The following is a 21,500-nucleotide window of genomic DNA, read 5'->3' as shown; positions in this document are numbered from 1 at the left end:
TTTAAATTGAAATTGTTATATTTTTTCCATTTAAAATTATTTCTTTAGAAGTGGAATCTTTCATAACTTCATCAATTGCATTTTGAAACTTAGCTTTGTCTTCTGGTTTTTCAAGTAGTTTTTCTAAATTCTCGTCATCACTTTTCATCATTAAATCACTAATTGATTCAACTTGATTGTAAATCAATTTAAAAATGAAAAATACTCGATTAGGTATTTCAAGAAAATAATTCATAACTCTCTAGATTTATATGTCAAATATATAATATCTATTTATAATAGATAAATATTTTAAGTTAAAATTATTATTCATTAAATAAGTTAACATTTATTTCTTTTTGTAAATAATAATGAAATAAACATACTTTTTGTTTTCTTTTAAAAGAAATAAAGATATCAGTAGTATATAATGACAAATGATAATTCTATAAAAAAAAGCCCCAAGTTTCCTTGAGGCATTTTATAATCTGAATTATTTTTAAGTTAGTTTTCTAACTTCTAATATCTAATTTCTAACTTTGAACTATCCAGCCAAAGCGTCTTTGATTCTTTTTAAAGCTTCCACTAATAATTCGTCGCTAGTAGCATAAGAGAAACGGATACAGTTAGGGTTACCAAAAGCATCTCCTGTTACTGTAGCTACGTTTGCCTCAGCTAAAAGGTACATCGAAACATCGTTTGCATCTTTAATTTCTTTTCCTCTTAATGTTTTTCCAAAGAAAGAAGAAACGTCTGGAAATACGTAGAAAGCTCCTTCCGGAACGTTGATTTTGATTCCTGGGATTTCTTTCAATAAACCAACAACTAAATCTCTACGAGAGTGGAATGCCTGAACCATGTGGTTTAATACCGATGGATCAGCATCAACAGCAGTAATCGTAGCACGTTGTGCAATAGAGTTAGCTCCTGAAGTTACCTGCCCTTGAATTTTAGTACAAGCTTTAGCGATAAATTCTGGTGCTCCAATGTATCCAATTCTGTAACCTGTCATTGCAAAAGCTTTAGCTACTCCGTTAACCGTGATTGTTTTTTCAAACATTCCTGGGATAGAAGCAATACTACAGAAAGTTCCAGAGAAATTAATGTGCTCATAAATTTCGTCAGCAACTACATAGATATTTGGATATTTTTCTAAAACTTTAGCTAAAGCTGTTAATTCTTCTCTGTTGTAAACTGATCCTGAAGGGTTACATGGAGAAGAAAACCACATCATTTTAGTTTTTGGTGTGATAGCAGCTTCTAATTGTTCTGGTGTGATTTTGAAATCTGTCTCTACAGAAGTTGGTACTTCTACAGGAACTCCACCTGATAATTTTACGATCTCAAAGTAAGAAACCCAGTAAGGAGCTGGTAAGATTACTTCGTCTCCGTCGTTTAACATTACCTGTGCAATGTTGTATAAAGATTGTTTAGCTCCTGTTGAAACTACAATGTTAGCAGGTTTGTAGTCTAAGTCGTTATCTCTTTTGAATTTTCTGCAGATAGCTTCTTTCAAATCAGCATATCCGTCAACTGGTGAGTAGGTGCTGAAGTTGTCATCAATAGCTTTTTTAGCAGCTTCTTTGATGAAGTCTGGCGTGTTAAAGTCAGGTTCTCCTAAACTTAAACTGATGATGTCTTTTCCTTGTGCTTTTAACTCTCTGGCTAAAGCTGCCATTGCTAATGTTTGTGAAGTAGCAAGATTGTTAATTCTGTCTGAAAGTGGATTACTCATTAATAAAATGTATAGCCCCGATAAGGGAGATTAATTATTTGTTTTTATTTATAAATTTGAAATGAAGCTAAAGTTTTTTGAAGCACTTTTACGCCATTTCTGGGTTTGTTCCTAATTTTTTTAAATATTTAAAATGTGCAATAATAGCACTTCTAGTTGTTTTGTATTCGTAATAAGGTAGGTTGCATTCCTGTGCGGTTTCGCGAACAATTTTTGCAATTTTACCATAATGAATGTGGCTGATATTTGGAAAAATATGATGTTCTATCTGATGATTTAAGCCGCCGGTGTACCAGTTTACTAACCAGTTTTTAGGAGCAAAATTGGTTGTGGTAAACAATTGGTGGATTGCCCAAGTGTTTTCCATTTCGCCAAGTTCATTCGGGGAAGGATTTTCTGCTTCCTCAACTACGTGAGCCAATTGGAAAACAATACTTAATATTAATCCTGCTGTATAGTGCATCACGAAAAAGCCAAGGAGTACTTTCCACCAAACGATTCCGATGATTATTGGTAAAACTATCCAAATCATTGCGTAAATGATTTTAGTGATAATCAAAGTAGTCCAAAGGATTTTAGGGCTTTTAGGTTCACCATAAGATAATTTTCTTTTGATGTAATTTCTCATTTGTCTAAAATCGGTAGTAAGAGCCCAATTGAAGGTCAATAAACCGTATAGAAAAACAGAGTAATAATGTTGAAAACGATGGAATTTATACCATTTGGCATTTTTAGTAAAACGAATAATTCTTCCGGCCTCTAAATCTTCGTCATGTCCCGGAATATTCGTGTAAGTGTGGTGTAGAACATTGTGTTGCACCTGCCAGTTATAGACATTTCCGGCTAAAACATAAATGGTTCCACCCATGATTTTGTTAACCCAATTTTTATTGGAATAAGAACCATGATTACCATCATGCATGACATTCATTCCTAGTCCTGCCATCCCAATCCCCATAACGATGGTTAAAAGCAAATGCGCCCAAAAAGGCATGTCAAGAGTTAGAATTAAAAAATAAGGAACTAAAAAGACTGTAAAAAGAATTACAGCTTTTAGATGAAGTTTCCAATTACCCGCTTTTGAAATATTATTCTCTTTGAAGTAATTGTTTACCCGCGTGTTAAGCGTTCTAAAGAACTTAAGACTGTCCTGCCTAGCAAATGTTGGAGCGGTGTTATTCATATCATTCAAAAAAATAGCGTTCAAAGATAATTATTTATAATTTTTAACTAGGCATAATTGAGTTAAATATTTCAAACTTAAAAATAGTACTTTTGTTAAAAATTTATAACGATGGACGAGATTCTGAAGTATTTTCCAGATTTAACCGATATTCAAAAAGAACAATTCCAAAAACTGGATTTTTTATACCACGATTGGAACGAAAAAATTAATGTCATTTCCCGAAAAGATATTGATTCTTTGTATACTAAACACGTTTTGCATTCTTTAGGAATTGCTAAAATTATGAAATTCGAACCGGGTTCTTATGTGCTTGATGTGGGAACAGGTGGTGGTTTTCCGGGAATTCCATTGGCGATTTTGTTTCCTGAAACGCGTTTTTATTTGATTGATGTTATTGCTAAAAAAATAAGAGTAGTTCAGGGTGTTGCTGATGCTTTGGGGTTGAAAAATGTAAAAGCAGAACAAATTCGTGCCGAAAATGTAAAAGGAGATTTCGATTTTATCGTGAGTCGAGCAGTTACGAATATGCCTGATTTTGTTTCATGGATAAAAACCAAAATCAAAAAACAACAAAAACACGAATTGAAAAACGGTATTCTCTATCTAAAAGGTGGTGATTTGACCGAAGAATTAAAAGATTTCCCAAAAGCTACCCAATATGATTTAGCTAATTTCTTTGAAGATGAATTCTTTGAAACAAAGAAAGTAGTGCATTTGCCGTTGAAGTTTGTGGTATAATTGAAATAAAATAAAAACGCCGAATCTTTAATCTAAATATTCGGCGTTTTTTAATCTGTAATCTGACTTCTAAATTCTAAATTCTGAAATCTAATTTACTATTCTCCTAAAAACGGATATCTGTAATCTTCAGGAGAAACAAAAATTTCTTTAATTGTTCTTGGAGAAACCCAACGCAATAAGTTTTGCATAGAGCCCGCTTTGTCGTTTGTTCCCGAAGCTCTTGCACCGCCAAAAGGCTGTTGTCCTACTACGGCTCCGGTGCATTTATCATTGATGTAAAAGTTTCCTGCTGCATTTTGTAATTTCACAGTAGCTTCTTCAATGGCATAACGATCCTGACTGAAAATCGCTCCAGTTAATGCGTACTCAGAAGTTTGGTCAATTAATTCTAATGTTTCTGACCATTTAGCATCTTCATAAACATAAATAGTTAAAACAGGCCCGAATAATTCGGTTTCCATCGTAGTGTATTTAGGATTTGTTGTCAAAATAACGGTTGGTTCAACAAAATATCCTACTGATTTATCATAGTTTCCGCCAATGATAATTTCGGCGTCTGCATCTTTCTTCGCTTGGTCGATATAGCTTGCTAATTTATCAAAAGAACCTTCGTGAATAACAGCGGTAATGAAATTGTTGAAATCTTCTGGAGTGCCCATTTTCATTGATTTCACGTCTGTTGTTAATTGTTCTTTTACTGCAGGCCATAAACTTTGCGGGATATAAACTCTGGATGCTGCTGAACATTTTTGTCCTTGAAATTCAAAAGCACCACGAACAATTCCTGTTACAGCTTGTTTTACATTGGCACTAGGGTGAGCCAGAATAAAATCTTTTCCACCAGTTTCGCCTACAATTCTTGGGTAGGTTTTGTAATTATGAATATTTGCGCCAATTTTAGCCCAAAGTTCTTTAAATACAAAAGTAGAACCTGTATAATGCAATCCGGCAAAATCAGGACTGGCTAATACCGTATCTGTTACCATAATTGCATCTCCAAACACCACATTGATAACTCCGTCTGGAAGTCCAGCTTCTTTGAAAATATCGATAATAATTTTTGCAGAGAAAACCTGACTGTCGCTTGGTTTCCATACCACTACATTACCCATCATTGCTGCACTTGCAGGAAGATTTGCGGCAATTGCTGTAAAGTTAAAAGGTGTAATGGCGTAAACAAAACCTTCTAGCGGACGGTATTCTAAACGATTCCAAACACTTGAATCTGAATAAGGTTGATCAGCATAAATTTGAGTCATAAACTCTACATTGAAGCGCAAAAAGTCAATTAATTCGCAAGAAGCATCAATTTCTGCCTGATGGATATTTTTAGATTGACCTATCATAGTTGCTGCATTGATTCTAGTGCGGTATGGTCCGGCAATTAATTCAGCAGCTTTTAAGAAAATAGCAGCACGTTGTTCCCAAGCCATATTGGCCCAAGCTGTTCTTGATTCTAAAGCGTTGGAAATAGCCTTTTCAACATGTGTCTTTTCAGCTAAGTGATATGTTCCTACAACATGTTTATGATCGTGTGGAGGAGTGATGTTTCGGGTGTTTCCTGTTCTTATTTCTTCTTTCCCGATGTATAGTGGAACATCAATTTTTTCATTCCACATTTTTTTATAGGCGACAAGAACTGCTTCTTTTTCAGGTGAATTTGGAGCGTAAGCTTTTACAGGTTCGTTTATTGCTTTTGGTATTTTGAAAAATCCTTTTAACATAATGTAATTTTAGTTTTTAAAAATGTTTAAAAAACGAGCGAAAACAGCAAACTGTTTTGCGAAAAATTTAAGTGAAAGCAAAAATACAAAGTAAAATGTTAATTTTTTTGTAAAAGCAAATTAACTTTTTAAATAAAAGAAATTAATTTAGTGCAAAAGGAGCACATAATCTGAAAGTAGGGATGATTACTTTGAAGTTTTTGGTATTCGTAAAGTTAATCATATTGAAATGTCCTTTCATAGCTCCATAAGGAGAAGAAAGTAAACATCCTGAGCTGTAAGTGTGGTTTTCACCAGGTTTTAAAACCGGTTTTTTACCAATAATTCCTTCGCCATCAACAATTTCAATGTTGTTAAGCGAATCGAAAATTTCCCAGTGACGTGAAGTAAGTTGAACAGAATCTTTACTGTGATTTTCGATGGTAATATGGTAACTGAAGGCAAAGTGAATCTTGTAGTTCTTGAAGTAGGTACCTTCAAAACTAGTCAAAACGGTTATTTTTATGCCTCTTGTTATCTGAGAAACCATATTATTTGAATAAATTGGTATTAGATTGGGTCAAAATTACAAAAATTTCAATTCGTTTCGTTTATTTTTAAATGTTTTTTTAATTTATGATGTTCAAGGAGTTAGCATTTCCTTTTCCTATGATTCGGTCATAGCGTCCAGTGTTTTCTTTGTAGTAAACTAAAATGGTGTAATCGTTTTCTGTTTGATAGAAATTTCCGTCAATAGCATTCTCGTTGTCAATGTTTCCTTTGTTGTCAGCTATAACATATTTGAAGTTGGTAAAACCTTGTTTGATTAAAACGGCTTTTTCGTAAATCCCTTTTTTCTCGTTATAGTCCATTTTGTATTCCGGTGATAAATTGTTGTTGTTAAACATTCCACAGATATAAATGTCTTTGTTGAGTCTGAAAGTAGGAGCAGAGAGACTGAAATACACCCAGGCATAATCAGCTTCTGTTTCATTATTAGTTGCATTAGAATTATTGACAACAAAATTACCATTGACATCCTGATATAAGGTATAGGGGAAATTAGCTCTGGCATTGTTGGTGTATAATAAGCAGTTATATATGTCAGTACTGCTGTCTATTCGGGCAATATTGTTAGCAGCAACCCGAATGTTTTTGTTTTCAAAATATAGAAATTCATTTCCTGCCCAAAATTGGGTTTCTGTGTCATATTTGTAAATTAAATCATTACCGATAGTATATTGTGGTTTGATATTTTTTATTTCGGTATTGAAATTGCCATTTTGAATAAGTCTAACATTGATGTTTTTTAATGGATTTTGGAATGTAATCGTACTGGATTTTATGGAAAAATCTAAGTTTTGCATTTGTTCAATCTTACTAACGTTGCGGGCTCTTTTAATTTGTAATGGAACAGTAGTAATATCTTCGTAAAGCATAAATTTCCTTGAAAACACAGTTTCTCTGTCTTCATTTAAAATTTTAAGGATATAATTTCCACTTATACGCAATTGTTGGGTAAATTGGTTGGGAATACTCAAATTGTAATGTGAGTAGATTTGTAAACAATTGATTGAATTGCTGTAGTTTTGAATTCGTTGATTATCAAATCCCTGTAAGTATTCGTTCTTAGGGATATTAGTAGGATTCCAATTGTAATCACAATGAACAATTTCATAATAGTAATTGGCTTCATTTCCAAAAAGGTCATCAAACTGAAACTGAAAACCACTACCTAATTCAAAAATTGGAATTACATTTTGATTGTTTTGAACAAAAGTAACAGTTTTAATATTGTATGGAGGCGCTATTTCATTTTGCACTTGGGCAATAGCCGAAGTGAAAATAAAAAGAAAAAAGAATCTAAGAAAATGAATTTTGTGCATAACGATTTACTAATCTATTGTGTAAATATAACAAATTACCCAATAGATTAGTATGTTGATCTAATGCTCTTTTGGTGTTATTTAAAGCAAACTGGAATTATTTCTCCCTTAGCCAAACAGTATTTTTCTACTAATTCAGGACTGATTTTGTTAGTGTAATCTTCTTCGATAACAGTAAAACCAATACTTCTTAATTTGTCAAAATAATCACGACCGTAAATACGCACGTGATCATATTGACCAAAGATTTTGGCGCGTTCTTTTTGATCGGTGATGGAATCGTCAGCAAAAGTAATGTCTCTATTTAAGTCTTGCGGAATTTGTAAAATAGCCATTCCGCCCGGTTTTAATACACGGTACAATTCCTGCATGGCTTTAGTATCATCAGGAATGTGTTCCAGAACGTGATTACATAGGATAACATCGTATTGATTGTCTTCAAATGGTAAATTACAGATATCGGCTTTTACATCTGCCAAAGGCGAAAACAAATCGGTTGTGGTGTAATCCAGGTTTTTTTGCTTGCGGAACAATTTATAAAAAGCCTGTTCAGGAGCAAAGTGTAACACTTTCTTTGGTGCAGTGAAAAAATCGGTTTTTTCATTGAGATACAACCAAAGTAAACGATGTCTTTCCAATGAAAGTGTACTTGGCGAAAGTACATTGTTTCTTTGGTTTTCATAGCCGTAAGGCAGCATCGATTTGAAACTTTTCCCGTCGATAGGATCGGTAAAGTTGTTTCCTTTTAAAGAAAAAGCAATAATAGGACGTGCCACATAACTCAAACGGATAAGTAATGGGCGAGGAATTGTATTAAGGACTAGTTTGAAAAGTTTTTTCATTTGTTTAGATAACTAAAGGCACTTTTCTGAATTCATCTTCTTCATTGCTTTCTATTCCAAGCGCTTTATAGATGTAAGCAAATGTGGAAAGCAATTCCGGTTTACCATCGATTATGGCTACGTCATGTTCAAAATGAGCAGAAGGTTTACCGTCGGCAGTAAGGATAGTCCAACCGTCTTTTAATTGTTTGATGTTTTTTGTACCTTGATTAATCATAGGTTCTAATGCTACCACCATACCTTCAATCAAAAGTTTTCCGCGACCTTTTTTACCATAGTTTGGCATTTCCGGGTCTTCGTGCATTTTTTGACCCAATCCGTGTCCAACTAATTCACGAACCACTCCATAACCATGCGCTTCGGTATATTTTTGAATAGCATTACCCACATCTTCAACACGGTTTCCGGCTTTGAATTCGCGGATTCCAACGTATAAAGATTCTTTAGTAACCTGTAGTAATTTTTTAGTTTCAGGGGCTACTTCGCCTACTTCAAAAGTATAGGCGTGATCACCGTGAAAGCCATTTTTGTAAGCACCACAATCGATAGAAATAATATCACCGCTTACAAGAGGAGTGTTGTTAGGAATTCCGTGTACAACCTGAGCATTCGGACTCATACAAAGTGAGTTAGGGAAACCATATAATCCAAGGAAACTTGGCTCTGCTCCGTGGTCACGAATAAATTCTTCGGCCAGCTTGTCAAGGTGTAAGGTTGTTACTCCTTCTTTTACTTCAGCAGCCAGCATTCCTAATGTTTTTGATACGATTAAGGCACTTTCGCGCATTAATTCTATTTCTTCACGTGATTTTACTATAATCATAATTTCGGATTTTCAGTCGGCAAAAGTACGATTTTTAAATTATTTAATCCGGATTCGCCATAATTTTAAATAGTTCCGAGTTTGAAACATAAAATCTATTGGCTAAACTTATTTCAGCCAGTTTTGCACTCACCAGATTATTTTCGCGTGTATTGATTAAAAACAAAGAACTTTCTCCAAAAGAAAATAAGCGTTCTTCAGAATCTAACATGGTTTTGTTGTCCTGAGCCAGTTTTTTTATTAAATCCAATTGTTTGTTTAGTGATTGAATTTCAGTTTTTTGCGCTTTAATTTTGTTAGAAAGCTGTATTTTTTCAACACTCATAATGTATTCCGCTTCCTGAATTTTGTATTTGGTCAGTTTTAATTTTCCTCTTTCTTTTCTTAAAAATAATGGAAATGAAAAATCCAGACCCACTTTGTAATTTTCGCGATTAAAATCGTTCAGATAGTTTGTATCGGATAAATAAGAGTATCCTAAATTGATTTTTGGAAGTAATTCATTAGCGCTTAATTTTCGGTCTACGTTTAGAATGTCAATTTTGCTTTGCAGCGCATTAATTTTTGGATGGTTTTCTAATGTTTGTACTTCGCTAAGCAATTGATTGGTTTTCAATGTTTCCTGAATGCTACTTTCTAATTTTGCTTCAGGGATTATTTCGTTAGCAATTTCCATCGGAATGGCATTGTCCAGCCATAAAAAGTTAGATAATTCTAATTTGGCTTTCGCCAATTTTAAATTAGAATCCTCCAAACTTAAAAGTCGGTTTTTAACATTGATTCCAGCTTCAACACTGTCAATGGCTGGTTTGTCACCCTGCACAATCAAAGATTGAATTCCTTTGTATCTGGACTTAGCATTGTTGCTGTAGTTTTGATACAATTGTACTTCGTCGTAGTTTTTTTTCCAATTAAAATAAGCTAGTGATGCATCATATAAAACAGCTATAGCCTGCAGTTTTACCTCTGCCTGACTCAGTTTAATTTGCATTTTTGCTTTGCTCAAATCGGCCATTCGTTTGTTAATCCACAAACCTTGTCCTACGGGAATAGAAATCCCAAGAGAGGCCAATCCATCGGTAGGAGTATTGTGTTCGGGATTTAAATAATAACCTTCGTTGTTTTCAAAACCGGCTTTGATATCGATTCCGTACCAGGTTGGGATTTTGAAACTACTGTTTAATAGCGAATAATATTCTTTGTCTTTGAATTGTTTTTTAGCATAATCCACTTCAATTTTAGGGTCAAAAGCACCGCGGGCCATCATCAAATCGGCCTGAGCTTTGTTGAGGGTCAATTGCGCATTTTTTACCAGCGGATGGAATTTTTTTACATAGCCTAAAAATTCGTTATAGCTCAGTTCTTTGGAAACAGCTTCCTGCGCTATAATGCTTAGCGGAAAAAATAATAATATGTAGAAAAGCTTTTTCATTATTTCTTTTCTTTGGTTGTTGTAGGTGTTGCCTGTTTGTAATAATTAGGAGGGAATCCATTTAGAACTCGCCAGATTTCAAACCAAATAGGTACAGTGTCAAGTAAAGCTAAGGTTTGTGCTCCGGAACCTATGCTTAATTCTTTAGGCCATTTATGTTCGTTTTTGTCAGGAGCAATTAAAACTCTGTATTTTCCGTTTGGACTGATGAAATTTTCAATGGCAACGATAGTTCCTCCAAAAGTTCCATAAGAGATATCAGGCCAGCCTGAAAAAACAATTGTAGGCCATCCATCAAACCAAACACGAACTTTCTCACCTTTGTGGATTAACGGTAAGTCGATAGGTGCTACATAAGTTTCTACAGCAATTTCATAAGCTGCAGGCATAATTGTAGCAATAGCAGTCCCTTCTTTTACAGTTTCACCAATACCAGATTGTAACGCTCTGTTGATGTATCCACTTTGTGCAGCGGTAATATAATACATCTTGTTGCGAATGCTGTAATTTGCATGTTGATTTTCAAGTTTGTTAACCTGCGCTTTTGCGTCATATTGACTACTTAAGGCTGTAAATTTATCACTTTGTGATTTAGCTACTTTTTCGGCATATTCAGCAATAATTCGGTTTACTTCCACTTTAGCGTTAATAAAATCATTTTTACTGGTCAGTAATTTATTTTCCTGATTGATGATTTTAGCTTCCACTTCCTGAAGTTTAAGTTTTTTTTCCTCAACATCAGTCAAAGGTTTTAATCCTTCGTTGTTCAATTTAGTAGAACGATTGAATTGGGTAGTGGCAATCTTAAGTTGAGTGTTTGCAGCAACAAGGTCAATACTATCACTTTTTATTTTCAACCGAGCCTGTTTAATTTTATTGTAGGCTTGTTCCAATTTTAATTTTTTTTCGGAATCGATAGCTTTCAACTGACTTTCTAAGCTTACCACTTTTGCCTCGTATGATTCCACGGCATTTCTTTTGGCATCAACCTGATTTTTGGTGTTTTGAACTAGGTTAGGATCCATGTAATCTTCTTTGATTTCCGAGATGTACAAGATGGTGTCACCTTTTTGAACAAAATCACCTTCCTGAACATACCATTTTTCTATTCGACCTGAAATAACACTTTGAATAGATTGCGGACGTTGATTAGGTTTTAAGGTTGTTACGGCTCCTGAACCGGAAATGTTTTGTGTCCAGGGTAAAAACAACATTGCAATTCCTAATATGGAAATACCAATTATAATTTTGTTTAAAATTTTATAATGGGTTTTATTGTCAAGCATCTGAACCGTTTTGAATTGTTCAAAAGCTGGTTTAGGGTTATTGTTATCTGATATATTTAGCATTTTTTTATTTTTTTAAGTCCGAAACTATTTTACCATCTTCCATTGTGATTATTCGGTCACTTTTAGTTTTCCAATATGGATTTTTAGATGAAACGATTATGGTCCAATTGTGTTCTTTGGCAGTTAAGAAATCAATAATTTCTTTGGCTACGTTTTCATCCATCATATCAGTTGGATCTTCATAAAAAAGGATTTTCGGTTTGTGTATAATACTTCGTGCTAATAATATTTTCTTCACATTTGAAGAGCTTAGCTGCTTGGCTTCAGGGAAAATAGCAGTGTTAAGTCCTTCGGGTAATGATTTTATAAGATCATTGAGTTGTAATCCTTTGATTGCCCATTTTAAATCTTCGGTACTTATTGATTTGTCATTAAATATGATATTGTTTAAAATAGTTCCTTCAAACGGAGTTTCACCATAAATAATGCTTCCTATTTGTGAACGATACTGTTTTAAATTAATCTTTTTGAAAGTATCATCGTTGATGTAGAAAGAACCAGATGTAGGTTGCAATAAACCTGAAAGGATTCGGATTAAGGTTGTTTTACCAGAACCATTTTTTCCTTCCAAAAAGATATGTTCACCCTGATCAATTTTTAAATCAATTTCATTTAAAGATTTTTGTTTCGAATCAGGGAATCTAAAAGTTAGTTTTTCTGTTTCTAAGCTAATATTAGTATAACAGTTGTCGTATGGTTCGGTAGTTTCTTCTTCAATTTCTAAATCAGTAACCTGACCAATTTTTTCAGTTGCGGTTAATACATCATAGAAGGTTTCTAATCCCAGAATAATTTTTTCGACAGAATTGATTACCAATAAAATAATAATTTCAGCAGCTACGAACTGACCTATGTTCATTTCTTGAGAAAGAACTAAATAGCCTCCAATTAATAATAAACTGGCAGTAATTAAAATTTTGAAACCAATTAACTGTATAAATTGTTTTTTAATTACATTAAAGTGTTTTTCTCTATAATCAAGATAACCTGAAACAATGGCGTCATTTTTTTGTAAGGCATAATTATAGTTTAGCTCATTTCTGAAACTAGAATTGTTTCTGGCAATTTCCTGTAGCCAGCTTGCTACTTTGTATTTGAATTTAGATTCTTTTAAACTGGTTTCAAGTCCAGTTTTATAAGAGAATTTAAAAATGAAATAAAGTAAAAAGAATAGGAAAATCCCAAAAACGATAAAGAAAGAATGGTATAAGGATAATAAAGTAATACCAAATGCAATTTGTAATATAGCTGCCGAAAAATCAATTAATAGTTTTGAAGTTCCTTTTTGGATGGTTAAAGTATCAAAAAAACGATTGGCAATTTCCGGAGGATAGGAATTATAAAGTGCTTCGAATTTTATTTTCGGTAATCGGGTAGCAAATTCAAATGAAGATCTAACAAAGATTTTTTGTTGTAAATTTTCAGTAATTCTTAATTGCATCAATGATAGTATTCCCACAAGTGCGACACCTATGATTACAATAAAAATCAAAACAATCCAAGATACACTTGCGTGTCCTGATTGAATAAAATTAATGATAGCTTGAATTCCCAAAGGCAATGACAAGCTGATTAACCCTGCAAAAATGGCATAGAAAAAAATTTGAACAACATCTTTTTTATCCAATTGGAGTAAGTTGTAAAATCGGTTTAATGGTGTCATATTGCTAGTTTTATTTTCGTTTTATTTATTTTTATTTCAGCAAAATTAATAGCAATACTATTGCTTTTAATGTTTTAACAATAAATTATGTGAAAAGAAGAGTAATTCTAATGTTATTTTAATCTTGCTCTAATTTTAGGTTTTTTAAAAAAGAAAGTGAATCAGATTTCTCAAAGGTAAGTTGATAGATGGAAGTTTATAAACTATTTTAGAAAAAATAATCTTCGGTTTTAATATTTATTTGTTAGAAAGCATTTATAATTAAGAAATATAAAGGCATGCCTATTGTTATGTTTATAGGAAAAGTGACCGCAAGAGCCATAGGTAAAAAAAGTCCTGGATTTGCTTTCGGAACAGTGATTTTCATTGCAGCAGGTACGGCAATATATGAAGCACTGGCTGCTAATATCGCAAACATAAAGCGATTACTGATATCTTCAGTAACTAAAGTGCTTAGTATAGCAAAAAGCAAACCGTTAAATAAGGGGATTATAATAGCAAATAGTGTAGGGAATAATCCAAATGAGAAGAATGATTTTAATTTTCTGCCGCTGGTAATCCCCATTTCTAAGAGGAAAATGGCAAGAAATCCTTTGAAAAGATCATTGGTAAATGGAGCAATTCCTTCAGCTTGTTTGTCGCTCGCAATGAAACCTATCGCTAGGCTTCCAAGAATTAATAAGACACTTCCGTTAGTCAATGAATGTTTGAGTATGGAAGTTGTTTTAATGTTTTTAGATTCTTTTTTATTAAAGACAGATATTAAAACCAGTCCAATGATTATGGCTGGTGATTCCATCAGTGCCATTATTGCTACCATATGTCCGTGTAAATTTAATTGTTGTGCTTCTAGAAATGAAACAGCAGTTACAAAGGTTACCGCGCTAACCGAACCATAAGCTGCTGCTATGGCCCCAGAATCATATAAGTTGAGTTTTTTCTTTAGAATGAAAAAGGTATATAGTGGGATGAATAGAGAAATGAAGATGCCAAAGACCATTGACCATGCTATTTCAGTAGTAAATGCTTCGTGTGACAGTTCTTGTCCTCCTTTGAATCCAATTGCAAATAATAAATAAATTGAAATAAATTTGGATGAGTTTTGAGGGATTTCTAAATCACTCTTTAAATAAACTGCAATTATGCCCAATACAAAAAAAAGCAAGGCAGGGTTGGTAAGGTTTTCAATTAGTAAATTAAAATTCATTTCTGTTTTTGATTTATGTTTATATTATATTTTTTTATTGCTTAAGCTTTCGGGATTTTTTAAACTAATTTGTATTTCTGACCGAACAATTAATTCTTTTTGTTGCTTTTCTGCTTTAAAAGATATTTCTAAAAACGATTTCAAAACTAATTTCAATTCTTCGATTTTTTGGATTGCTAGTGGGTCATGTTTACCGTATCTAATTAAGGAACTAAAATCCTTTTTCTCATAAAAGTTAATTTTGCTCAAAAGGAGATTGCTCAAAACTTCTCTAAATTCCAAAGGAGCAAATTCTTCATCGATTAATTTTAATTTTTGCATATGGTTTGTTTTAAATATGATGCAAAATTGAATATTAAATTGCATATATTTTTATTTATATTTGTAATGAATTGTATAAAAATGTTTTATGAATTATACTTTAAATCAACTTAAAATATTTCTTAAAATTGTTGAAACTAGGAGTATTACTAAAGCTTCTGAAGATTTGAATTTAACTCAGCCAGCTGTTTCGATTCAGCTTAGGAATTTTCAAAATCAATTTGATATTCCATTGACGGAAGTCATTGGGAGAAAAATTTTTATTACTGATTTTGGATTGGAAATAGCCGAATCGGTCGAAAATATAATTAATCAGGTTTATGCTATTAATTATAAAAGTCTCTCTTATAAAGGGCTTTTGTCTGGTAGGTTGAAAATTTCTGTTGTGTCAACAGGTAAATATGTTATGCCTTTTTATCTTTCAGATTTTATAAAAATGAATCCAGAAATAGAATTGTTAATGGATGTGACTAATAAAAATAGAGTCATAAGAAGTTTGGAGAATAATGAAGTTGATTTTGCCTTAGTATCCATATTACCTGAGACCATTCAAGTTGAAAAATTGGATTTATTGCAAAATAAATTATTCCTTGTTGGAAATAAAAAAGAGCATGCAATAGCTTATACCAATAAAATTTTTGGTGAATTGCCTTTAATTTACCGAGAGAAAGGTTCCGGTACAAGACAAACAATGGAGGCGTTTATCAAACAAAATTCAGTTCCGGTATTGAAGAAATTGACACTTACTTCTAACTAGGCCGTTAAGCAAGCTTTATTGGCTGGTTTTGGGTATTCTATAATGCCATTAATTGGGATTAAAAATGAACTGCAAAATGATGAGTTGCAAATTATTCCAGTAAAAGGGCTGCCCATTAAAACAGTTTGGAGTTTAATTTGGTTAAAAGAGAAAAAACTTTCGCCGGTTGCAGCGGCCTATTTGAATTTTTTAAGACAGGAAAAAGATAAAATAATTCAGGAAAAATTTAGTTGGTACGAAGGGTACTAATTTTCGAATTTGTTGTAAAAAGATGCCCTGGATCTTTTTCAAGATATAGGGCATTTCTATGTATTCAAGACAAAAAATATTATTTCACCAATAACGAATGACTGGACATAGCAGCAGGTTGTGCTACTCCCATTAAGTCTAAGATAGTTGGCGCAACATCACCTAAAACACCGTCCTGTATAGCTATTTGATCATTATCAACAAGGATAAAAGGAACTGGGTTAGTAGTGTGTGCTGTATTTGGAGTTCCATCAGGATTAATCATTGTTTCGCAGTTACCGTGATCAGCAATTACAATTGTAGAATATCCGTTGGCTAATGCAGTTGTAATAACTTTTTCGGCACATTTATCTACCGCTTCACAAGCCTTGATGGCGGCTTCCATAATTCCTGTGTGTCCTACCATGTCACCGTTTGCAAAATTTAAACAAACAAAATCAACTTCTCCTTTTTCAAGCTCAGGACAAAGTGCATCGGCTAATTCGTAAGCACTCATTTCTGGTTGTAAATCGTAAGTAGCTACTTTTGGAGAGTTTCTCAAGATACGGGATTCTCCTTCAAATGGTACTTCTCTACCTCCTGAAAAGAAGAAAGTCACGTGTGGGTATTTCTCAGTTTCGGCAATACGAATTTGTTTTTTACCTGCTTTTTCTAAAACTTCACCTAGTGTTTCTGTAATGTTGTCTTTGTTGTAAACTACTTTTACATTTTGGTAAGTCTCGTCATAATTAGTCAATGTAACATAGTACAAGTCTAATTTATGCATGTTTTGTTCGTGGAAATCTTGTTGAGAAAGCGCTTCAGTTAATTCTCTACCACGGTCAGTTCTAAAGTTGAAGAAAATAACAACGTCGTCATCTTGAATAGTTGCTAATGGTTTTTCATCAGCATCTACAGCAACAAGTGGTTCGATAAATTCGTCGGTAATATCATTTCCATAGCTCGTAGCAATTGAAGTTACGATATTGTGGGTTGGAGTTCCTTTTCCATGAACTACTAAGTCATAAGCCAGTTTTACTCTCTCCCAACGTTTGTCACGATCCATTGCATAGTAACGACCAATTACAGAAGCGATTTTTACCGGAGTAGTAGCAATATAATCTGTCAAATCCTGAATGTATTTTTTTCCTGATTTAGGGTCAACATCTCTACCGTCTGTGAATGCGTGAATGAAAACCTGATCTAAACCATAATCCTGAGTAGCATCAATTAAACCACGTAAGTGAGAAGTATGAGAGTGAACACCTCCGTCAGAAACTAATCCAAGGAAATGTACTTTTTTGTTGTTTTCTTTAGCATATTGAAAGGCATCTTTCAATACTTGTTCCTGTGCCAAAGTCTTATTGGCTACAGCCAAATTAATTTTAGCTAAATCTTGGTAAACAATTCTTCCGGCACCAAGGTTCATGTGTCCTACTTCGCTGTTTCCCATTTGACCTTCAGGTAAACCTACATGTAAACCATCTGTTCTAAGTTGTGCACTAGGGTATTTTTTATAAAGACTGTCTATAAATGGAACATTTGCATTGTCAATTGCAGATACTTTCGGGTCAGGTGATTTTCCCCAACCATCCAAAATCATTAGGATTACTTTTTTGTTCATTAGTGTTAATTTTTTAGCAAAGATAATTTTTTTCTAAAATTTTCTTTAAGCTTAAAATAAGTATTATGTATTCAGAAATTTAGGGGTATTAAAAATAATAATTCTGCTGTAGAAGTGCTGTTTTATTAAAATATATTCACTTTATAATTTGTGTTTTACATTGTTATAATCAATGAAATAGCGCAAACTAATTGATAATATATTTGTCATGTTAGAATTGAATATATTATTGATGTTTTTGCCTAGTTTTTTTTCTACCATGTTAGTATCCTCCAGCGCATAGTTTCTATATAATAAGGAAAGTTGGCTTCCTGGTGCAAACCACCATGAATAGGAGAAATCCATATTCCAGGAATTTAAATTTCTGTTTTTGTTAAGATTATAGGAATCGTTGTGTGTTATGTCACCATTGTCTTCAAGTTTGTAAAAGTGATGGTTGTCTGAATAAGACCAATAATAACGCGCTTTAAGATTAAATGTCATTTTGTTGTTGATGGCGTATTTGCCGGTTAATTCTGATTGAATAATTTCTCTATTACGTCTCGCAAAAATAATATCAGAATTACTGGTTCCTACCCAACCAATAGTATTTGCTTCGTTAGTATAATCAGTAGAGAACGCAAGTGAGAATTTGTCGTTAAAACGGTATTTTGTACCTGCATACATCTTGTAAGTAAACCTGTCGGCCTCATCGTATTTGATAAATGAAGGTGTAATGTCAAAGGTTAAATTTTTATTTTTATTAGATTCCATTTCAAGATAACCACTTATTTTACGAGGTATGCGTAGGTATCTGCCTTCCTGTAGAGGCATGTAGAAATCATAGGTTTCAAATGGGAGTAAATTGATTCCTAGTTGAAAATAAAATAAGTTCAAAGTGGTAGCGGTAACAATTGTTTGGAACCAACTAGTGTTTTGAATTTTATTTGTGGTGTTGTCTACATCTATATTTACTTCTTGTTCAAAGAGAAAGCTATTGAAGAATTTATTTGGATTTAGAATTCTGTAACTTCCGTTTACAAATCCGCTATAATAGTTGTAATAATACAATATTCCCAAATCATTTGTATCGTATTTTTTGGATGTATATTTACCTGTAATTAAATAGCGGTATTTTCCGCTTGTTTTTGCAAAATTCAAAGCGGTTTTAAATCCGTTGGTATTTTCGATGTCGTTAATGGTGCTGTATTTAAAATCACCAGAAAGGTTGTAAGTATTGGCTTTAGTGTTTAAATCGAAAACTAAGCCGGAAACATTGGCGTCTCTGAAACTACCGTCTCGACTAGTGTTAGAGTTGATAAATGATATCGAGGAGTTTTGTCTAAAACGTTGGTCAAATACTAAAATATTATAGTTTGTCAACGGATTAATTACCTCATTTTTGATGTTTTCGGTATCTGAGTCTGTTATTTTGGCAAAAGTTTTTTCGGTTACAGCATTAAGAAATCCTATTCCTAATCCGTTTTTTGTTCTTCCGGATACTTTTACAGCATTGATTAGTTTTACAGTGCTTGGGTATTCTGATATACTTTCAGTACTTTCTAAGTTACTTTCAACTTCTTCTTTACTAACAATAGGATTGCCACCAATTCTTCTGGAATAGAATAATCCACCAATGTTAAAAAGGTTTGTTCCTTCTGTAAAAAAAGGTCTGTTTTCGTTTAGTTTTTGTTCGAAAGGTTCAAGGTTAAGAATCGCATTGTCAAATTTTGTTTGCCCAAAATCAGGAACTAAAATTGCATCAACTGTAAAAGCATCATTAATCCCGTATTTGATATCTAAACCAGCTTTAAAAGTTTTGTCAGAAGTGAATTTGTCTGTTTGGTAATAAGCTGAAGTATAAGGGATAAAGAAAAGACGTGTTGATGGGCTAATATTTTCTATACCGTTTAATTGTCCTGTTTGGGTTACTGCTGCGCCTATTTTAGCGTTTACATGATTCCAGGTGTATTTTTGTGTAGTTCTTTTTATTTCTCTTAAAAAATTAATACCCCAAGTTTGTTTTTTGTTTCTCGGAAAACGAATTGCAGCATAAGGAATTTTCATTTCAACAGTCCAGCCTGAATCTGTTATTTTTACACTGCTTTGCCAAATAGCATCCCAAGTAAAGTCTTCGTTACCTTCTGTAGCGATACAGTCCATTTGTGTACCGGCTGCACTCACGTAAAAACGATAATCCTGTTGTCCGTCATTAAAGCCATTAATAAAAACAGCAAAATTATCGGCAACTCCAAAAACATCTCTTTCAGTTAATTCTCTTTGTATTTTTTGGGGTTCATTATCATTTAAAACAGCCGATATATAGATTGCATCATTGTCATAAAGTATTTTGACATCTGTTTTCTGATTTATGTTAATGGCTTTTCCGTTATCAGGTGTAGTCATTATAAAATCAGTAGCTATGTTGTTATTGCTAGTCCAATCTTCTTCATTTATTTTTCCATCAATAGCTATATCTCCATTTTTTGCTTTTGCCAAAACAGTTTTCTTTTGAGCAAAAACACTGAGATTTAGTAGAGTGAAAAATAAATATATTGAAATTCGACTTAAAGGCATAGAATCTATTATCTGTAGCAAAAATAATAAAATTGATATCATTAACAACAATTTAACAGTCAAAGCTGTAATAAAATAACTATTAATAGGTTAAAATTGGCTTATCATGAAATTAATCTTTTTTTTCAAGTGGCTTTTTTTATATTTTTGGCTGCGTAATAATGAATTTAAGTTAATAGTAATCAATGGTTTATAAGAAGTATGTGTTCTTTTTGATTCTTGCTCTTTTGCTGGTTTCAACTAATGTGTTTTTTTCAAAAAATAATACAAAAGAGGTGATTTTAAAAAAGAATGTTGGGAGTGTAGATGTTGATCCAAGTGTTGAAGCAGTTTATAATAGACTGCAATCATCAAATTTTAATTTGCCAAAATTAGAGAGTTTTAAAAGAGCGTTGGAAGGATTTTATAAATTAAAGATGCAAGGAGTTGTGTCTAAAAATATAATTACACTTATTGATTTTAGTTTGTCTGCAAATACTAAGAGGCTTTGGGTGATTGATTTAGATACTGATAGTGTATTGATGAATTCGCTAGTAGCCCATGGCAGAAATACAGGTGAAGAATATGCAAGTAGTTTTTCTAATGCTGCTGAATCCTATAAAAGTAGTTTAGGTTTTTATGTAACTGGCGAGGTTTACAATGGAAAGCACGGTAAATCTTTAAGATTAGATGGTTTGGAAAAAGGAATCAACGATAATGCGCGTAATAGGGCTGTGGTAGTTCATGGTGCAGATTATGTTTCAGATTCGTTTATTCAAAATAATAAACGATTAGGTAGGAGTTTAGGGTGTCCTGCGGTTCCGGTTGAAATTACCGATGAGTTAATCCGTATGATAAAAGATAAATCCTGTCTTTTTATTTACTATCCTTCGGAATCATATATGAATACCTCCAAGTTGATTTAGTTTTTTCTTTTTTTTTTAGAAAAAAAATAACCTATAATGGTTTAGTTTTAAAAAAGTTAGGTTTTGTTTTGTGTTTTTCATGAAAAAATGTGTCTAAAAAATTTGTTTTAAACTTAACTTATTCTTTATATTTGCACCCGCAATGCGGAAGTAGCTCAGTTGGTAGAGCTCCAGCCTTCCAAGCTGGTTGTCGCGAGTTCGAGCCTCGTCTTCCGCTCTAGTAGAGCTAAGCTTGAATACTTAGTTTTTTGAAATAAAATTTTGTGGTGATTAAATAAGATGTATATTTGCACCCGTTATGCGGAAGTAGCTCAGTTGGTAGAGCTCCAGCCTTCCAAGCTGGTTGTCGCGAGTTCGAGCCTCGTCTTCCGCTCAAAAGCCCAAACTTAAGTTTGGGCTTTTTTGTTTGCTGTATTATTCATAAATATGTTGATTTTTTTAGGATCAAGTTCAAAAGTTGGGGACTAAGCAAAAAGATTGGATAATCTGAATAGAAAAAAATCAATTTTTCTGACTCCTCTAAATTGACTTCTGAAAGCTTTTATTTTCGCATTAAAAGATTC

Annotated in this window: 17 protein-coding genes, 2 tRNA genes and 1 pseudogene; 5 read left to right on the top strand and 15 right to left on the bottom strand. The window is 33.1% G+C overall.

The features are described 5' to 3' along the window. Position 1 precedes the first annotated feature (1 nt). The 3 genes from AAEO59_RS00100 to AAEO59_RS00090 all read right to left on the bottom strand — a co-directional run bounded on the left by AAEO59_RS00100 (position 2) and on the right by AAEO59_RS00090 (position 2,897). The gene (locus AAEO59_RS00100) at positions 2-235 is read right to left on the bottom strand and encodes a hypothetical protein (protein WP_341698727.1); all 234 of its coding nucleotides are present in this window, start codon (positions 233-235) and stop codon (positions 2-4) included. Positions 236-523: 288 nt separating this feature from the next. Continuing rightward, a complete protein-coding gene (locus AAEO59_RS00095; RefSeq protein ID WP_341698726.1) occupies positions 524-1,714 on the bottom strand; it encodes a pyridoxal phosphate-dependent aminotransferase in 1,191 nt (396 codons plus the stop codon). An 88-nt stretch (positions 1,715-1,802) separates the two neighbouring features. Beyond that, on the bottom strand, positions 1,803-2,897 hold the full coding sequence (locus AAEO59_RS00090) for a fatty acid desaturase family protein (RefSeq protein ID WP_341698953.1): 1,095 nt from the start codon (positions 2,895-2,897) through the stop codon (positions 1,803-1,805). A gap of 111 nt (positions 2,898-3,008) precedes the next feature. Between AAEO59_RS00090 and rsmG the strand changes: the two genes are divergently transcribed. Then, positions 3,009-3,638, top strand: coding sequence for a 16S rRNA (guanine(527)-N(7))-methyltransferase RsmG (rsmG, locus tag AAEO59_RS00085; protein WP_341698725.1), 630 nt, complete (start codon positions 3,009-3,011; stop codon positions 3,636-3,638). A gap of 98 nt (positions 3,639-3,736) precedes the next feature. Here the strand turns inward: rsmG and pruA are convergent, their stop codons facing one another. From pruA to AAEO59_RS00035, 10 genes are all read right to left on the bottom strand, one after another. Next, positions 3,737-5,365, bottom strand: coding sequence for an L-glutamate gamma-semialdehyde dehydrogenase (gene pruA, locus AAEO59_RS00080; protein ID WP_341698724.1), 1,629 nt, complete (start codon positions 5,363-5,365; stop codon positions 3,737-3,739). A 142-nt stretch (positions 5,366-5,507) separates the two neighbouring features. Beyond that, the gene (apaG, locus tag AAEO59_RS00075) at positions 5,508-5,894 is read right to left on the bottom strand and encodes a Co2+/Mg2+ efflux protein ApaG (RefSeq protein WP_066326834.1); all 387 of its coding nucleotides are present in this window, start codon (positions 5,892-5,894) and stop codon (positions 5,508-5,510) included. 79 nt (positions 5,895-5,973) lie between these two features. Further along, on the bottom strand, positions 5,974-7,230 hold the full coding sequence (locus AAEO59_RS00070) for a type IX secretion system plug protein (RefSeq protein WP_341698723.1): 1,257 nt from the start codon (positions 7,228-7,230) through the stop codon (positions 5,974-5,976). Between the two features lie 77 nt (positions 7,231-7,307). Then, a complete protein-coding gene (locus AAEO59_RS00065) occupies positions 7,308-8,072 on the bottom strand; it encodes a methyltransferase domain-containing protein (protein WP_341698722.1) in 765 nt (254 codons plus the stop codon). A gap of 4 nt (positions 8,073-8,076) precedes the next feature. Next, positions 8,077-8,895 carry a type I methionyl aminopeptidase gene (gene map, locus AAEO59_RS00060; protein WP_341698721.1) on the bottom strand — a complete coding sequence of 273 codons (819 nt, stop codon included), beginning with the start codon at positions 8,893-8,895 and terminating at the stop codon, positions 8,077-8,079. Positions 8,896-8,938: 43 nt separating this feature from the next. After that, on the bottom strand, positions 8,939-10,327 hold the full coding sequence (locus AAEO59_RS00055; RefSeq protein ID WP_341698720.1) for a TolC family protein: 1,389 nt from the start codon (positions 10,325-10,327) through the stop codon (positions 8,939-8,941). After that, positions 10,327-11,676: an HlyD family secretion protein gene (locus AAEO59_RS00050; RefSeq protein ID WP_341698719.1), complete on the bottom strand. Its 1,350-nt coding sequence runs from the start codon at positions 11,674-11,676 to the stop codon at positions 10,327-10,329. The genes AAEO59_RS00055 and AAEO59_RS00050 overlap by 1 nt, the downstream gene beginning before the upstream one ends. 4 nt (positions 11,677-11,680) lie before the next feature. Next, positions 11,681-13,339, bottom strand: a complete 1,659-nt coding sequence (locus AAEO59_RS00045) for a peptidase domain-containing ABC transporter (RefSeq protein ID WP_341698718.1) — start codon at positions 13,337-13,339, stop codon at positions 11,681-11,683. 244 nt (positions 13,340-13,583) lie between these two features. Next, the gene (locus tag AAEO59_RS00040) at positions 13,584-14,546 is read right to left on the bottom strand and encodes a sodium-dependent bicarbonate transport family permease (RefSeq protein ID WP_341698717.1); all 963 of its coding nucleotides are present in this window, start codon (positions 14,544-14,546) and stop codon (positions 13,584-13,586) included. A 24-nt stretch (positions 14,547-14,570) separates the two neighbouring features. Next, the gene (locus AAEO59_RS00035; protein WP_341698716.1) at positions 14,571-14,867 is read right to left on the bottom strand and encodes a hypothetical protein; all 297 of its coding nucleotides are present in this window, start codon (positions 14,865-14,867) and stop codon (positions 14,571-14,573) included. 88 nt (positions 14,868-14,955) lie between these two features. Between AAEO59_RS00035 and AAEO59_RS00030 the strand changes: the two are divergent. After that, a pseudogene (locus tag AAEO59_RS00030) lies at positions 14,956-15,873 on the top strand (LysR family transcriptional regulator). A 79-nt stretch (positions 15,874-15,952) separates the two neighbouring features. On the opposite strand, the gene gpmI reads toward AAEO59_RS00030, so the two are convergent. Both gpmI and AAEO59_RS00020 read right to left on the bottom strand, forming a co-directional pair. Continuing rightward, entirely contained in the window at positions 15,953-17,476 is a 1,524-nt protein-coding gene (gpmI, locus tag AAEO59_RS00025; RefSeq protein WP_341698715.1) for a 2,3-bisphosphoglycerate-independent phosphoglycerate mutase, read from the bottom strand. 141 nt (positions 17,477-17,617) lie between these two features. Then, positions 17,618-19,954, bottom strand: coding sequence for a DUF5916 domain-containing protein (locus AAEO59_RS00020; RefSeq protein ID WP_341698714.1), 2,337 nt, complete (start codon positions 19,952-19,954; stop codon positions 17,618-17,620). A 263-nt stretch (positions 19,955-20,217) separates the two neighbouring features. On the opposite strand from AAEO59_RS00020, the gene AAEO59_RS00015 reads away from it, so the two are divergent. The 3 genes from AAEO59_RS00015 to AAEO59_RS00005 all read left to right on the top strand — a co-directional run bounded on the left by AAEO59_RS00015 (position 20,218) and on the right by AAEO59_RS00005 (position 21,310). Beyond that, positions 20,218-20,937, top strand: a complete 720-nt coding sequence (locus AAEO59_RS00015) for a murein L,D-transpeptidase catalytic domain family protein (RefSeq protein ID WP_341698713.1) — start codon at positions 20,218-20,220, stop codon at positions 20,935-20,937. Between the two features lie 144 nt (positions 20,938-21,081). Further along, a tRNA-Gly gene (locus tag AAEO59_RS00010) sits at positions 21,082-21,154 on the top strand. A gap of 83 nt (positions 21,155-21,237) precedes the next feature. After that, positions 21,238-21,310, top strand: a tRNA-Gly gene (locus AAEO59_RS00005). The last annotated feature ends 190 nt before the right edge of the window (positions 21,311-21,500 follow it).

This window comes from Flavobacterium flavipallidum (genome assembly GCF_038289905.1).
Lineage (GTDB): Bacteria > Bacteroidota > Bacteroidia > Flavobacteriales > Flavobacteriaceae > Flavobacterium > Flavobacterium flavipallidum.
Note: the sequence above shows the minus strand (reverse complement) of the source record. Positions and strands in the feature narration are given on the sequence as shown.